This window comes from Acinetobacter sp. Root1280, assembly GCF_001425285.1.
GTDB lineage: Bacteria > Pseudomonadota > Gammaproteobacteria > Pseudomonadales > Moraxellaceae > Acinetobacter > Acinetobacter guillouiae.
The window spans coordinates 47,531-60,641 of record NZ_LMED01000012.1; the positions used below are offsets into that span (position 1 = coordinate 47,531).

13 protein-coding genes and 2 tRNA genes are annotated in these 13,111 nt (G+C 39.2%); 9 read left to right on the forward strand and 6 right to left on the reverse strand.

Annotated features, from left to right (window positions below):
* Window positions 1–221: 221 nt before the first annotated feature.
* Entirely contained in the window at window positions 222–599 is a 378-nt protein-coding gene (locus tag ASC84_RS10035) for a VOC family protein (RefSeq protein ID WP_004722409.1), read from the forward strand.
* A gap of 259 nt (window positions 600–858) precedes the next feature.
* On the opposite strand, the gene ASC84_RS10040 is transcribed toward ASC84_RS10035, so the two are convergent.
* The 5 genes from ASC84_RS10040 to ASC84_RS10060 all read right to left on the reverse strand — a co-directional run bounded on the left by ASC84_RS10040 (window position 859) and on the right by ASC84_RS10060 (window position 5,362).
* Window positions 859–1,287 (reverse strand): hypothetical protein, encoded by a 429-nt coding sequence (locus ASC84_RS10040; protein ID WP_056514268.1) that lies wholly within the window; start codon window positions 1,285–1,287, stop codon window positions 859–861.
* Window positions 1,288–1,438: 151 nt separating this feature from the next.
* Window positions 1,439–2,284, reverse strand: a complete 846-nt coding sequence (dapF, locus tag ASC84_RS10045; protein ID WP_004722412.1) for a diaminopimelate epimerase — start codon at window positions 2,282–2,284, stop codon at window positions 1,439–1,441.
* Window positions 2,285–2,297: 13 nt separating this feature from the next.
* Window positions 2,298–3,542 carry a diaminopimelate decarboxylase gene (gene lysA / locus ASC84_RS10050; RefSeq protein ID WP_056514271.1) on the reverse strand — a complete coding sequence of 415 codons (1,245 nt, stop codon included), beginning with the start codon at window positions 3,540–3,542 and terminating at the stop codon, window positions 2,298–2,300.
* 33 nt (window positions 3,543–3,575) lie between these two features.
* Window positions 3,576–3,806 carry a hypothetical protein gene (locus ASC84_RS10055; RefSeq protein WP_034617490.1) on the reverse strand — a complete coding sequence of 77 codons (231 nt, stop codon included), beginning with the start codon at window positions 3,804–3,806 and terminating at the stop codon, window positions 3,576–3,578.
* A 155-nt stretch (window positions 3,807–3,961) separates the two neighbouring features.
* Window positions 3,962–5,362 carry an amino acid permease gene (locus tag ASC84_RS10060; RefSeq protein ID WP_004722415.1) on the reverse strand — a complete coding sequence of 467 codons (1,401 nt, stop codon included), beginning with the start codon at window positions 5,360–5,362 and terminating at the stop codon, window positions 3,962–3,964.
* Between the two features lie 279 nt (window positions 5,363–5,641).
* Here ASC84_RS10060 and radA point away from each other — a divergent pair, with 279 nt between their 5' ends.
* The 3 genes from radA (at window position 5,642) to ASC84_RS10075 (ending at window position 9,092) form a co-directional block, all read left to right on the forward strand.
* A complete protein-coding gene (radA, locus tag ASC84_RS10065; protein ID WP_004722416.1) occupies window positions 5,642–7,027 on the forward strand; it encodes a DNA repair protein RadA in 1,386 nt (461 codons plus the stop codon).
* A 554-nt stretch (window positions 7,028–7,581) separates the two neighbouring features.
* Complete coding sequence (locus ASC84_RS10070) at window positions 7,582–8,583, forward strand: Tim44 domain-containing protein (RefSeq protein ID WP_004722417.1); 1,002 nt, start codon at window positions 7,582–7,584, stop codon at window positions 8,581–8,583.
* A 182-nt stretch (window positions 8,584–8,765) separates the two neighbouring features.
* The gene (locus tag ASC84_RS10075; RefSeq protein ID WP_056514274.1) at window positions 8,766–9,092 is read left to right on the forward strand and encodes a hypothetical protein; all 327 of its coding nucleotides are present in this window, start codon (window positions 8,766–8,768) and stop codon (window positions 9,090–9,092) included.
* Between the two features lie 80 nt (window positions 9,093–9,172).
* On the opposite strand, the gene ASC84_RS10080 is transcribed toward ASC84_RS10075, so the two are convergent.
* Entirely contained in the window at window positions 9,173–10,348 is a 1,176-nt protein-coding gene (locus tag ASC84_RS10080) for a S1C family serine protease (protein ID WP_004722420.1), read from the reverse strand.
* 171 nt (window positions 10,349–10,519) lie between these two features.
* On the opposite strand from ASC84_RS10080, the gene ASC84_RS10085 reads away from it, so the two are divergent.
* From ASC84_RS10085 to ASC84_RS10105, 5 genes are all read left to right on the forward strand, one after another.
* Window positions 10,520–11,278 (forward strand): Nif3-like dinuclear metal center hexameric protein, encoded by a 759-nt coding sequence (locus ASC84_RS10085; RefSeq protein ID WP_056514277.1) that lies wholly within the window; start codon window positions 10,520–10,522, stop codon window positions 11,276–11,278.
* A 220-nt stretch (window positions 11,279–11,498) separates the two neighbouring features.
* Entirely contained in the window at window positions 11,499–12,125 is a 627-nt protein-coding gene (locus ASC84_RS10090; protein ID WP_004722425.1) for a superoxide dismutase, read from the forward strand.
* Window positions 12,126–12,452: 327 nt separating this feature from the next.
* Window positions 12,453–12,848 carry a hypothetical protein gene (locus tag ASC84_RS23260; RefSeq protein WP_227515130.1) on the forward strand — a complete coding sequence of 132 codons (396 nt, stop codon included), beginning with the start codon at window positions 12,453–12,455 and terminating at the stop codon, window positions 12,846–12,848.
* 74 nt (window positions 12,849–12,922) lie between these two features.
* Window positions 12,923–12,998, forward strand: a tRNA-Asn gene (locus ASC84_RS10100).
* A 5-nt stretch (window positions 12,999–13,003) separates the two neighbouring features.
* Window positions 13,004–13,079 (forward strand) — tRNA-Asn (locus ASC84_RS10105).
* Window positions 13,080–13,111: the final 32 nt, after the last annotated feature.

Consider the following 13,111-nt stretch of genomic DNA (forward strand, 5'->3'; position numbering starts at 1 on the left):
TTTTTTATGTTTATAATCTATTGTTTCTTTAAGTTTCCCTTAGAATATTGATTAAAAAATAAACTTATTTACAAAATACAGCTACGCTTGAGTTAAGTTTGTCATAAGCTAATCACAATAAAGTCTAAAAATAGAGTTTAAAGGCTCAACTGCCCTTAAGCTTATAAATACAGCCATGTATGGTTATAAAACCGATAACAGCAAAATAAAAGGACACGTTTATGTCAAATCCAGTGTGTTGGTTCGAAATCTATGTCAATGATATGGCACGGGCAAAATTATTTTATCAAACGGTGATTGGTTCTGAGCTGAGTTTACTTAGTGATCCAAACGATTCATCGGTGGAAATGTGGACATTTCCATCGGATATGAGCCAATACGGCGCAACAGGCTCATTGGTTAAAATGGAAGGCATTTCTGCTGGTGGAAACAGTACAATTGTCTATTTCAGTAGTGAAGATTGTGCCATTGAAGAAGCCCGAGTAGCAGCCGCTGGTGGTCAAGTTCATCAAACAAAAATGTCGATTGGGCCTCATGGGCATATTGTTTTAGCCATTGATACTGAAGGCAATATGTTTGGTATTCATTCAATGAATTAATGGTGAGTGAACATAACGACTGTTGCTAATTTAAAATTGGCAACTAGACTGGTTGAAAAATACACAAGTATCCTCATATATAAATTATACAAGTATGCGCGCTGTAAGTGTGGTTACTTAACGTTGATTTGGTCTCCAGACAGATCTACGTTAAAACACAGTCCTACCCATTTTGGACTGTGTTTTTTTATGGGTAAATTCGAGACTGATACAAAAGCTTATCTTAGAGAAAGTATTTATTGGCTTAAAGCGCATAGAGTTATGAACGGTTCTGCTGCCATTGTGCATATTTTTGACTAATCACGACTGCCATCAAATCATAATTGTCCCATGTATCATCCACAGCATAAGTATCTGTCAAACCTCTAGCATCAACTAAGATTTCATCATAATCTTTAAAATATTGATTGCTCTCATAATAGGCTTGGGTAAACTCAAAGCCTTGTTCATTTAAATCTTCTTCCCAAAATTTTTCATCACACATATTGATCAAAAACTGTCGTCCAGTCATTTGACGTGTGCGTACTTGTTCTAATTCATCGGCACTTTCTTCTTGGTGAAACTCACCTTCCAATTGGTTATTGATAATCCAGGCCAAATAAATTCCAATATGTGTTCCACCATTTTCATATGGAAAGCCTGCTTGCTCTGCGGATTCGCCATGCCAATCAATACGATCTATTGCCATTGTTTATTTTTCCTTGTGATTATTTATTTAGATCTCTAAACAGTATAAACATTTATCTGGTCTTTTTTAATCCAAAAACTAAACAGTTAGAGATAAAAAAGCCCTGAAATTAATTCAGGGCTTTGCTCTAAGCTGTAAAAAGAAAAGCAGATCAACCTTGGAAATAACGTAAATCTAAACGACCTTCATAAACGGTTGCCGTCGGCCCTGTCATCCAAACCACATCGCCTTCTTTCCATTCGATTTGTAATTTACCACCAGCCAACTCAATTTCGACATTATTGGCAAGTAAGCCACGACGCATTCCAGAGACTGCGGCTGCACAAGCGCCTGTACCACATGCCATCGTTTCGCCCACACCACGTTCAAACACACGTAAGCGCGCATGCTTTTCATCAACAATTTGCATAAAGCCTGCATTTACTCGTTGCGGAAAACGTGCATGTGCTTCCACTTGAGGACCAATTTTGGCAACATCTGCAGTTAAAACATCGGGAACGATTGTCACTGCATGTGGATTGCCCATATTGACCACATCAATAGTCAGCAATTCATTATCTTGCAATGCGATGTCATACAATGCATCTGGCTCTTCTGCAAGAAATGGAATCTCATTGGGTAAAAATTTTGGATAGCCCATGTTGACACGCACCCAACCATTTTCACCCAACTCAGGTTCGACAATACCAGCGCTGGTTTGAACTTTAAAACGCTTTTTATTGGTCAACTGACGTTCATAAACAAACCGTGCAAAACAACGCACCCCATTGCCGCATTGCTCTACTTCTGAACCATCAGCATTGAAAATACGATATTTGAAATCAACATTGGGAAAATCTGGTGGTTCAACAATTAACAGTTGATCAAAACCAATCCCGAAATGGCGATCAGCCAAACGGCGAATGGTCATTGCATCAAAAAATGCACGCTGGCTGATTAAATCAACCACCATAAAGTCATTGCCCAGACCATGCATTTTGGTAAATTCTAATAACATTTAAAATGGCTCCTTAAGGCAATAAGCTTTCATTTTCCCAAAGTGATTCAATCGTTTCTCGCTTACGAATCACATACGATTGGTCAGCATCGACCATGACTTCAGCAGCACGACCACGGCTGTTATAATTTGAACTCATGACAAAACCATACGCACCTGCACCTAAAACAGCAAGATTGTCATTTTCCTGAATGGCAAGTTCACGTTCTTTACCAAGGAAATCGCCCGTTTCACAAATGGCGCCCACGATATCCCAAGTCTTTGCTTCAACATCTATACGCGATACCACAGCTTGAATGTCCATCCACGCTTGGTAAAGCGATGGACGAATCAAGTCATTCATTGCAGCATCAATAATCGCGAAATTACGATAGTTGGTTGGTTTTAACAAATCAACTTTAGTCACCAATACCCCAGCATTTGCTGAAATACTCCGCCCCGGTTCCATATAGACTTTTAAGCCTAATTTCTCTAAAGCTGGACGCATTGCATTGGCATATTCAGCAACACTTGGCGGTGTTTCATCTTTATAGGTCACCCCTAAACCACCACCAATATCGATGTGTTTAAGCTGGATGCCCAATTCTTTCAATTTTGCAATCATCATAATGACGCGGTCAAGCGCATCTACGAAAGGTTGTGTTTCAGTTAATTGCGAACCAATGTGACAATCGATCCCAATCACATCAAGGTTGGGTAAAGACGCTGCATATTGATAGGTTTCAAAAACTGAATCTGATGGAATACCAAATTTATTTTCTTTTAAACCTGTCGAAATATAAGGATGTGTTTTTGCATCTACATCTGGGTTTACCCGTAACGAAATCGGAGCTTTTTTGCCTAAACCTGCCGCAACTTTTTGGATACGATCAAGTTCAGCATGGGATTCCACATTAAAGCACGCAATCCCTACTTCTAGGGCTTTTTGAATATCTGCTTCTTGTTTGCCTAAACCTGAGAATACGATTTTTGTAGCATCTCCACCTGCGGCAAGGACCCGTGCAAGCTCACCACCTGTGACAATATCAAAGCCTGAGCCTAATTTTGCCAATACATTCAATACCGCAAGATTTGAGTTTGACTTCACCGCAAAACAAATTTGATGATCGATAAAGCTAAATGCCTGATCCATATCCAAATAATGCTTTTCAAAAGTTGCCTTTGAATAAACATAAAGCGGTGTGCCATATTGCTGCGCGAGTTGATCTAAAGAACATTGCTCTGCATGCAATACCCCATGAATGCGGGAGAAACTCATGAATCTATCCTTTCAATGAAAGTGTAATTAGGTTTAGTTTGAAGTGGCTTGAGACGCTGGCACAGACTGATCTGCAACGGCTGTCTGATCTTGCACTTTTGCCTTGCTTTGGGCAGCTTTATTGGCATCTTTTGAATAAAGCAAATATTTGGCACGTTTGTCATAGTCTTGACTGTTTGCCAACTGCAAATTGCCTGATTGACCACAACCCACCAACACCGCACTTGCTAAAACTAAACCGATGCCACAAATTGCAAAACGCATTTGTTCACCTATTTCCAAAATTTTCGTCAGTATACCTTATACCTTGAATCTAAAATATAGACCAAAGCGGAAGCCTTAAAGCTTAAAATGAGAATAAAAAAAACGCCAGTAAATTACTGACGTTTTCTTATCAATATCATTGAAATCGTTAATGACTATTTTTTCTTATAAAAACAGAAATAACCAATCGCAAGAATAATGAGCCAGATCGGACTGACCATCAATGATTTCATTGTATCTGGTTCTAATGCAAGAATACCAATCGTACCGACAAAGAAAATGATCACGATATAACAAGTAATCGGTCCACCTGGTAATTTAAACACTGATTTTGCATGAAGTTCTGGGCGTGTTTTGTAGTACACCAAGTAACTCCACAAAATAATAATCCATACCAAGATAAACAAGATCGTTGACAGTGTGGTTGCTAAAGTAAATGCTTCGACAGTATTAGGAACGAAGTATTGTAATGCCGCACCACCCAATAGACATACACCAGAGAAATATAAAGCATTCGCTGGAACTGCGCGTTTATTTAACAGACCAAATGCTTTAGGACCTTGATCTTCACGAGAAAGACCAAACAGCATACGACTTGTTGAGAATACACCACTGTTCATTGAAGACATTACAGAAGAAAGGACCACCAAGTTCATAATGATTGCAGCCGCAGCAATTCCCGCTTGACTAAACAAGTTCACAAATGGGCTAACTTTAGGATCAATCATATTCCATGGTGTAACTGACATAACAATCACCAATGCCAATACATAGAAGAAAATAATACGGATTGGAATTGAGTTAACGGCTTTAGGTAAGTTCTTCTCTGGATCTTTGGTTTCTGCTGCTGTGGTACCAACAAGTTCAACACCGACAAAAGCAAAGATGGCAATTTGGAAGCCTGCTAAGAAGCCTTCAAAGCCTTTCGGGAACATTCCCCCATGATCCCAAAGATGAGTAAATGACGCCACTTGACCTGTTGCTGCTGAAGTAAAGCCGGTAAAAATCATCCAGAAACCCACCAAAATTAACACCACAATGGCAATAATTTTGATCAGCGCAAACCAGAATTCCAATTCACCAAACAGTTTTACTGTGACTAGGTTCAACCCTAAAATAAAGAAGATTGCGGCAACACTTATCATTGCCCCTTCACTTGGAGTAAATGGCAACCCATTATTAAAGAACTGTAAGTAATAGATAATTGCAGATAGATCTGCAATACCAATTGTGATCCAGCACAGCCAATAGGTCCATCCGACAAAATAGCCTGCCCATGGTCCGATTAAATCTGTAGAAAAATCAATAAATGACTTGTATTGCAAGTTCGAAAGTAACAGTTCACCAAGCGCACGCATGACGAAAAAAACCATCAAACCAATGATCATGTAAATAAATAATATGGATGGTCCCGCAAGACTGATCGTCTTCCCTGAACCCATAAATAAGCCTGTACCAATCGCACCACCAATTGCAATCAATTGTAGATGACGATTCGATAAACTTCTTGCTAGTTCACCTGTTTCCGCAGAAGAACTGAGGTTTTCATTTGACATTGTTATATTCTTCTCTCAGATTTCGTTGTACAAAAGTAGCTTAAAACAAAAAAAATAAAAAAGCCTTTTTCAATGAATACTTAAAATATCTAAGTTTTTTCATCTTTTAGCTTATTTAATAGTCAAACGACTATCCCTTACCTTTCTTATTTTTACCGTTCCTTCGATTTGCAGTTTACGTGCCAAAATAGTTTTTGGCGAGATGTTAAGCAAAAAATTGTATTTCAATGGCGCTATTGGTACATTCAGCACATCATTCAAAAGGTGAACGCACTCAAAATGGGCAAAGTCAAAACTGTTTATCGTTGTGAACAATGTGGTACAGACCATCCAAAATGGGCAGGTCAATGTTCAGACTGTGGTGAATGGAATTCTCTGACTGAAGTGCGAATTGAACCTGTCGTATCACATCGTGCCAAACCTATGGGCGGTGGGTATGCAGGACAAGCGGCCAATGTCACCTTGCTTAACCAGATTACCGTGTCCAATGAAACACGTTTAGCTACGGGTATAGGCGAGTTTGACCGAGTACTTGGTGGTGGTTTAGTCACAGGTTCTGTCGTCCTAATCGGGGGTGACCCCGGTATTGGTAAATCAACGATTCTGTTGCAAACCGCAACGCACATGGCTGCTGCGAAGAATTCAGCACTCTATGTCACAGGGGAAGAATCACTTTCACAAGTGGCTTTACGTGCCAATCGTCTTGACTTAGCTACTGATAAATTACAAGTCATGGCAGAGACGTGTGTAGAACGAATTTGTGATACCCTCGCACAATTGCGCCCTGCTGTTGCCATCCTTGACTCAATCCAAACCTTATATACCGAAACCTTACAATCTGCTCCCGGCGGTGTTTCGCAAATTCGTGAATCAGCTGCACTATTGACTCGATTTGCAAAAAATAGTGGTACAGCGTTATTTCTTGTTGGTCACGTCACCAAAGAAGGTGCCTTGGCCGGTCCACGTGTACTTGAACACATGGTCGATTGTGTACTGTATTTTGAAGGGCAATCTGACTCCCGCTACCGTATGATTCGTGCTGTTAAAAACCGTTTTGGTGCGGTCAATGAACTTGGTGTATTTGGCATGACAGATAAGGGCTTAAAAGAAGTCGCCAATCCGTCTGCCATCTTTTTAAGTCGTTATGATGAAGCGATTCCCGGTTCGGTTGTAATGATCAGTCGTGAAGGTACACGTCCGTTATTGGTTGAAGTTCAAGCGCTGGTTGATGACGCGCATGGACAACCACGTCGGGTCGCACTCGGTTTAGAACAAAACCGTTTAAATATGTTGCTTGCAGTCATGCATCGTCATGGTGGTGTGCAGACCTCTGGACAAGACGTTTATGTCAATGTCGTGGGTGGCTTAAAAATTACCGAAACAGGTTCTGATCTTGCGGTACTTTTGGCCTGTGCTTCAAGTCTACGCTCTAAAGCTTTACCACAACAATTGGCTGTATTTGGTGAAGTGGGATTATCGGGTGAAATACGCCCTGTTCCCAATGGGCAAGAACGCTTAAAAGAAGCCATAAAACATGGTTTTAAATACATCATCGTACCTAGAGGCAATGCACCACAAAAGCCTATTGCAGGTGTACAAATCATTGCAGTGGCTCGACTGCATGAGGCATTAACAGAAGCCATGCAATTGAGTGATGAAGTCTAATTCATCCCATTTATAAAATAACACCAAGCCTTACAAGGAAGTAAGCTTGCTTTGATAGATAGCTTAAATAAAAATTTGCTTCTTATCCCTCATTAAATAAACCCTCACAGATCCAATAAAAATTAAATGTCTGATTAAAGCTGAAACAATAGTTTTGCTTTAATCATTTTTATAACGGATTGATCGATCGATATTTATTCAAATAATTTAAAGATAAAGGCTGGGTACTACACACTATAAATTACCCATTAAATCATGAGAATTTTTATCATAAATTGCTGCACTAAATTTGTATATCACAGCACAATTCCACCGATATGATAAAAGCCTTTTTAAATTGATAGTTTTAATTATTTCAATAGATTAGAAAATCCGTATTGGGCTTTAAAAGCCCAGCAATATATTCGTTATGTTTATGTGAATATATGTGCAAATAAATCTTAAAAACATTGAAATTCTCTTAAAAAGACTGCATAAAGAGAACTATGAAAAGCAATTACAGTAATGTGCTTGCACTCATATTCATCAACATATTTTTAATATAGGTAGATTCAATGGAAGTTCGACAGCGCGGCTTGGTCGCAGGTATTTTAATGGCAACTTTGGCTGTAGCACCTTTAGCTGAAGCAAAACGTGCAGGTGGTGGTAAAAGCCATGGCATGAGCCGTTCTTCGAGTTCAAGTCAGTCTTATTCTCAACCTCGACAAGTTACGCCTGCTCAACAACCAACGCCTGCTCAACCTGGTCAACAAAAATCAGGTTCTGGTGTAGGTAAAATGGTTGCTGCTGGTGTTGCAGGTGCAGCAGTAGGTGCGATTGCGGCAAATGCAATGGCTGATGATCATAATGGTAATGCCCAAGCACAAACCAATGATGCTGAATTAGCGAAACAACAAGCAGCTGCTCAACAAGAAGAGAAAAAAGGCGGAATTCCAAGCTGGATCTGGTTAATCCTGATCGCAGGTGCTGCATTCTTCTTGTTCCGTAAATTCGGTGCAAAAAAAAAATTAGCCAGCAATAATCCGTATGCACCAAATAGCACAGGTCCAACATCTGCGCCATTTGGTCAAAACAATACGGCACGTAGTTCAAACGACACGACCAATATTTTTGGTCAGTCTGTCAATGGTGGTACTGCAACACAAGCACCGTTTGGCGCAGCCTCTATGCAAAGCGGCAATCAACTTCCGGATGGAACTGAACCTGCTGCTTTCTTACGTGTTGCTCGTCAACGCTTTAACCATATTCAGTCAATGAACTCAGTGAGCAATATTGCTGAAATTCAACGCTATTTAACAGCTGATCTTTATCAGTCAATGTACAGCGATATCATGGCAAACCAAGATCAAGATGTGGCTGAGTTTTCAAACTTAAATGCATTGGTATTGGATAGCGCGACAGAAAATGGACAATACGTGGTGAGTGTTCGTTTTACTGGAACTGTCAGCGAAGACTTAAATAGTCAACCTGTACCGTTCTCAGAAGTATGGCACTTTGTTAAACCAGCAGGGTCTACGCAAGATTGGTTAGTTGCTGGGATTCAACAAGAAAGTTAATTGAATAGCATTTTATTGCAATAAAAACAGTGCTTCGGCACTGTTTTTTTGTTTTTAAAATATAGTATTTTCTATCGAATAGATTGAATCAAGACGGAAATAGTTTTGTTGAGATGCAACTATTCGTTTAAAATCACTTTGTCTTTATAATCAAAGCTAATTTAAAAAATGGGATAAAACAGATGAATAAAATAATCTATAGTCTAATTCTCAGTTGTAGCGCACTTTCAAGCTTTAGCTTTGCCTGTGATCCGGCTTCTTTAGACTGGGAGAAGTTTCATAAGACCTATGATTTAAATAAGAATGATACCTTTGAACTCAATGAGTTCTTAAAAGTCAAAGACTTTGATCCACTACCGTGGCCAGATGACAGACAGTTTCAAGGCAAAGATAAAAACATTAAATTATTTAAATTCTTAGATAAAAATAAAGATGCAAAGCTCTCAGATGAAGAAGTTGGTGCAATCCATAGCCTATTACCTAATCCCTGTGCCAATTGGCCTCACTAAATAGTCTTATGAGCTAAGGAAAATCTGCATCTCAGAAATAAAAAAGCCCTGATTCATCAGGGCTAAAATTTTCGTAAGACTTAACGTCGTGGTAAAGGGATAAATTGTGAGTCAGCACTTTGAACTTTACGCTCACCCACTTTAACAGTGAGATTGACGGTTTGTTCGCCACGAATGACTTCAACTTGAATATCAGTATTCGGTGCTTGGAGTGCAACATAATTAATTAAATGTGAGGTTGAAGTAATATCTTCATTATTCACTTTAACAATACGATCGCCCACTTTAATCCCCGCTTCCGCCGCAGGACCCTTTTTCAATACATCAGCAACCACAACACCTGGCTGACGCGGTTGTAAAACATCTGCTTGCGTTGGCGGAACTAAACTAATGCCCATCCATCCACGAATCACACGACCATCTTTTAAAATTGAATTTAAAATTTGCTGACAAATTTTGGCAGGAATGGCAAAGCCAATCCCCAACGAACCACCTGACTGTGAGAAGATTGCAGTATTAACCCCAATCAAATTCCCAGCTACATCAATCAATGCACCACCAGAATTACCCGGGTTAATGGCTGCATCGGTCTGAATAAAGTCTTCGTAAGTATTGATACCGAGATCAGAACGACCCGTCGCAGAGATAATCCCCTGCGTTACCGTTTGCCCTACACCAAATGGATTGCCTATTGCCAACACAACATCACCGACTTCATTGCCACTCAATTTAAATGGCAAGACAGGTAATTCTTTCAATTCAATCTTGATCACAGCCAAATCTGTATCAGGATCCGTTCCGATTACAGTGGCTTCTGCACGGCGACCATCTTGCAAGGCAACAACGATTTGATCTGCTTGAGCAATCACATGGTTATTTGTCAAAATATAACCATCTGGACGTACAATCACTCCAGAACCTAAACTGTTTTCATTCTGGTTTTGATTTTGTTCAGGGATCTGATTTCCAAAGAACTCTCTAAACGCAGGATCATTGAGCAATGGATGATTTTGTTTTACTTTTTGAGTGGTAAAAATATTCACCACTGCTGGTGCGGCAACCTTAACGGCAGCACTATAGGACACCACACCACCCGTTCGAGATGTATTGACCAAAGGCTCAACTTTCTCAGCAGGCATCTTCACACCATCAGCAGCAATCGGTGCTTTGGGCTGTTGAAGTTTTTGCCAAACCACAAAACAAATAATAACCAGTATCAGTAAAACCCAAGGGAGCCAAGTAAATGAACGCCGCACGTTTTTATTCCTCTAAGAATTTTTTAATTCGTTGATGCAAAAGCAATTTGTATATTGTAAAGCAATTCAATCAAGAAACATAAAAAACACAAAGAGTTTTGTTCAGCTTTAGTTACAATTTAAAATATGTTTTGATGGTCTTAACACACTTCATTTAAATAAAGGTTATTCATGGCTTTACTCAAAGATATCATCCAGTGGTGTGATCAAACCTTAAAATCACATGAATTTAAAGATTACGCACCCAATGGATTACAAATCGAAGGACGATCTGAAGTAAAGAAAATCCTGTGTGCAGTCACGGCGTCACAGGATGCGATTGATGCAGCGATTGCACAACAAGCAGACCTGCTCTTGGTTCATCATGGCTATTTCTGGAAAGGCGAACCCTATCCAATCACTGGCATGCGTGGCAAACGAATCAAAGCATTAATCCAAAATGATATTTCACTTGTTGGATACCACCTCCCCTTAGATTCGCATCCAATATTGGGGAATAATGCAATGATTGCCAAAATCCTTGAGCTGGAAAACATTGAAGCTTTAGACCCAAGCGAACGCAATCCGATTGGTAATATTGGTTATTTAAAAAATCCGATCTCACCAGAAGATTTTAAACACCTTCTCACTGAAAAATTAGGCTTTGATACCATCCATCTCAATGCAGAAAAATCATTGATTCAAAAAGTCGGATTTTGTACAGGTGGAGCACAGGATTTTATAGGCAAAGCGGCAGCGATGAATTGTGATGCCTATATTTCAGGTGAAGTCAGCGAACGTACTTTTTATGAAGCCAAAGAGTTAGATGTGCATTACTATGCATGTGGACACCATGCAACAGAGCGCTATGGTGTTCAACAACTTGCTCAAGCGATCGCTGAACAGTTCAATATTGACGCTAGTTATTTCGAACTCAACAACCCGATTTAAGCGCTATCCTAAAAAATGTAACGCATTTTTTGGCAAATATTGCTCTGCCGATTAGACACTTTTCCATAAAAATGCGATGTACTTTTTAGATTTTCTATATACGTATTAAATCGAAATAAATTGTGTATTGTTATTTAACATCTTGCACAATTGTTGAAAGAATCCATTACAATAAAGCCACTTAATGTTAAAACCCAGCTAAATGCAAGGAATTTAAAACATGACAACCATTACTTTACCTGCTTTACCATACGGCTATGAAGATCTTGCGCCGCACATCAGCAAAGAAACTTTAGAATTCCATCATGACAAGCACCACAATACTTATGTTGTAAACTTAAACAACTTAATCAAGGGTACTGATCTTGAAGGTAAAACTTTAGAAGAGATCATTGTTGCTGTTGCTGGCGATGCATCTAAAGCAGGTGTATTTAACAATGCTGCACAAGTTTGGAACCACACATTCTACTGGAACTGTATGGCTAAAAATGGTGGCGGTAAAGCTACTGGCGCTTTAGCTGCTAAAATTGATGAAGCTTTCGGTTCTTACGAAAAATTCGCTGAAGAATTCGCTGCTGCTGCAACAACTCAATTCGGTTCAGGTTGGGCTTGGTTAGTTGCTGATAAAGTGAATGGCGAGCTTTCTATTCTTAAAACTTCAAATGCAGATACTCCACTTGCACATGGCAAAGTAGCGGTACTTACAATTGATGTTTGGGAACATGCTTATTACATCGACTTCCGTAATGCTCGTCCTAAATACATTTCGACTTTCTTAGAAAGCCTTGTAAACTGGGACTATGCAAACGCGAAATATGCGGGCCAAGAAGCTGGTGTTGAAAAATAAGATCTCAGCATTTTATTTTTGTAAAAAGGCCATTCTGATTAGAATGGCCTTTTTATGCGATTCAATTTTTTCAATTCAAATATGATCAATCCTAATTACACGGTAAAAGCAGATCCAATAAAAATCTTTTATAGTTATGCAATGCTTAGCGCTATTCAGATCCCCTGTTATCTCTATATTACCGACACGGACGATATCAGCTTCACTTTTATTTTTGTGGTCCTATTTTGGCTGTTTATTGTGTTGTTTGAACTTATTTCATTGTCTTTGCTGATCAAACATGGACGACCACAGATATGTTTTCATTCCGAGTTTTGCCAAATTCAAATGTATGCAATAAAAATCACCATTAATTATGCACAAATTTCTGCTTTCAGTATGCGTAAAATACAGCAAGAACATCGAGGCTTTTCTTTTGGTATGTGTTACGAACTTGACTTAATGTTTATTGATCAAATTATGCAACAACATTTTTTGTGGAAAAAAGCCTATAGGGTTAAAAATATAGTGATTTCATCAAACTTGCTTTTTAAAAATATTCAAATCTTAGAAATCACGATTATTTTTAGTGCTTTAGTCCGAATGAAACCATCACAACGAATACAAACCCTTCTTCAGCTGCAACAAAATTTAATCACTTATGATCATTTAATCTCTAATAAAGAACTGGAAAACTTTAAAAATAATCAATATATATACAAACTCTTTAAATTCGGACAATAAAAAAACATTTAAGACTTTTTTCTTATCATTTCACTTGACCACTTTGGCTTTCATCCATAAAATGCGCATCAGATTCTCCAATAGCTCAGTCGGTAGAGCGACGGACTGTTAATCCGCAGGTCCCTGGTTCGAGCCCAGGTTGGAGAGCCATCTATTCTTCCATAGCTCAGTCGGTAGAGCGACGGACTGTTAATCCGCAGGTCCCTGGTTCGAGCCCAGGTGGAAGAGCCAGATTCTAAAAAGCCCACTCATAATGAAGTGGG

What these genes read in the sequence shown, in the direction of transcription:
- ASC84_RS10070 (WP_004722417.1), top strand. Translation starts at nt 7,582, where the DNA reads ATGGAAGTTCGACAGCGCGGCTTGGTCGCAGGTATTTTAATGGCAACT.
- radA (WP_004722416.1), top strand. Translation starts at nt 5,642, where the DNA reads ATGGGCAAAGTCAAAACTGTTTATCGTTGTGAACAATGTGGTACAGAC.
- ASC84_RS10085 (WP_056514277.1), top strand. Translation starts at nt 10,520, where the DNA reads ATGGCTTTACTCAAAGATATCATCCAGTGGTGTGATCAAACCTTAAAA.
- dapF (WP_004722412.1), bottom strand. Translation starts at nt 2,284, where the DNA reads ATGTTATTAGAATTTACCAAAATGCATGGTCTGGGCAATGACTTTATG.
- lysA (WP_056514271.1), bottom strand. Translation starts at nt 3,542, where the DNA reads ATGAGTTTCTCCCGCATTCATGGGGTATTGCATGCAGAGCAATGTTCT.
- ASC84_RS10075 (WP_056514274.1), top strand. Translation starts at nt 8,766, where the DNA reads ATGAATAAAATAATCTATAGTCTAATTCTCAGTTGTAGCGCACTTTCA.
- ASC84_RS10040 (WP_056514268.1), bottom strand. Translation starts at nt 1,287, where the DNA reads ATGGCAATAGATCGTATTGATTGGCATGGCGAATCCGCAGAGCAAGCA.
- ASC84_RS10055 (WP_034617490.1), bottom strand. Translation starts at nt 3,806, where the DNA reads ATGCGTTTTGCAATTTGTGGCATCGGTTTAGTTTTAGCAAGTGCGGTG.
- ASC84_RS10035 (WP_004722409.1), top strand. Translation starts at nt 222, where the DNA reads ATGTCAAATCCAGTGTGTTGGTTCGAAATCTATGTCAATGATATGGCA.
- ASC84_RS10060 (WP_004722415.1), bottom strand. Translation starts at nt 5,362, where the DNA reads ATGTCAAATGAAAACCTCAGTTCTTCTGCGGAAACAGGTGAACTAGCA.
- ASC84_RS10090 (WP_004722425.1), top strand. Translation starts at nt 11,499, where the DNA reads ATGACAACCATTACTTTACCTGCTTTACCATACGGCTATGAAGATCTT.
- ASC84_RS23260 (WP_227515130.1), top strand. Translation starts at nt 12,453, where the DNA reads ATGTATGCAATAAAAATCACCATTAATTATGCACAAATTTCTGCTTTC.